The 1,402-nt window shown below is 68.8% G+C and carries 1 protein-coding gene; it reads right to left on the bottom strand.

Annotation, left to right across the window (positions count from 1 at the left end; genetic code table 11):
- Positions 1 to 12 precede the first annotated feature (12 nt).
- Positions 13 to 1,284 carry an ISL3 family transposase gene (locus EV644_RS44310; protein WP_199240403.1) on the bottom strand — a complete coding sequence of 424 codons (1,272 nt, stop codon included), beginning with the start codon at positions 1,282 to 1,284 and terminating at the stop codon, positions 13 to 15.
- Between the last annotated feature and the right edge of the window lie 118 nt (positions 1,285 to 1,402).

Below are 1,402 nucleotides of genomic sequence, written 5' to 3'. Positions count from 1 at the left end.
GGCTCTTCGGAATCAGGCGTGGTTCGGTGTTCGTCGATAGGGCCGGGTGCCGTCGGCGGCGAGCAGGATGCGTAGCCGGTAGTTGGTGAAGTTGCGGAAGCCGTGGGCGAGCCGTCTGGTCTTCTCGATGACGCCGTTGATGGCCTCGGTGCCGCCGTTGTTCACTCCATCGGTGGCGAAGTAGGCCAGGATCTGGTCGCGCCAGGCGCGCAGGGTTCGGCCGAGCCTGGCGATCTCGGGGATGGGGCAGGTGTGGAAGGTGGCGATGACGTGCTCGGCCAGTCGGTGTCCCCCTGTTGCGGTGGTGGCGTGGTAGATCGCGCGGAGCCGCTGGTAAGCCTGCCAGGCGAGGTGCACCTCGCCGTTCGGGTCGCCGAGGGGTAGGTGTTGTTCGAGCCGGGACTTCTGCTTGCTGGTGAGGTGCTCGGTCCCGGTCATCAGGGTCCGCCGGATCCGATACAACGGGTCGTCCTTCAAGCCTCGTCGGCCCAGGGTCTCTTGCTGGACCCGGCGGCGGACCTCATCGAGCGCGGTGGAGCCGAGCTTTACCACGTGGAAGGCGTCCAGCACCGCGACCGCCTCGGGGAGTTCGTCGCGGATCGCGTTGGCATAGCCGCGGAACGGGTCGAGCGCGGCGTGCTCGACGGTCGCGGTGACCTCGAGGCCCTCGGTCTTGAGCCAGTCGGCGTAGACCGCGCCGGAGCGGCCCTCGACCGCGTCCAGCAACCGCGCGTGCAGGCAGCCGCTGTCGTCGCGGGTCAGGTCGACCATGATCGTGACCGCCTTGTTGGTGGCGCGCATCGAGGGACGCCAGATGTGCTCGTCCACCCCCAGCGTCCGCACCCCGCTCAGACGCCCGCGGGTGTTCACCCGACGAGTCGCCTCGACCTTGATTGCCGCCCAGGCGGTGTGCCAGTCCACCCCCAGATGACGCGCGATCGCCGACACCGTGGTGTCGTCGTGGCGCAACGCATCGGCCGCCCAGCAGATCGCCCGAGCTGTGAGCTTGGACCGCTTGCCGGCAAAGCCGTGCTCCTCGGTCCAGGTCGAGACCGGGCACGCCGCCTCGGCACAGCGCCAGACCCGCTTACGCCACCGCACCAACACCGGCCGCCCGAAACACGGGGAGTCATGCAGGCGCACCACACGGCGGCCGTGCCCGACCGCGACCACCCCGCACGAGACGCAGCCCGCCAGCACCTGATCGGTCTCCACCTCGAGCACCAGCGTGCCGTCGTCGCGGCGAGTCGCGTCGAGGACATGCACGCCCTCGACACCGAACACTTCATCGGTCCGGGCGCACCACGACGCACCGGACTCACACGTACAGTGAGACACGTCAGGGTCTTCTCTTGTCAGCTGCTTGGTCGCTGCTGATCGTGAAGGCCCTGACCCCTTCCCC

The sequence above is a fragment of the Kribbella orskensis genome, assembly GCF_004342085.1.
GTDB lineage: Bacteria > Actinomycetota > Actinomycetes > Propionibacteriales > Kribbellaceae > Kribbella > Kribbella orskensis.
This window is presented reverse-complemented; position numbering and strand designations above follow the sequence as displayed.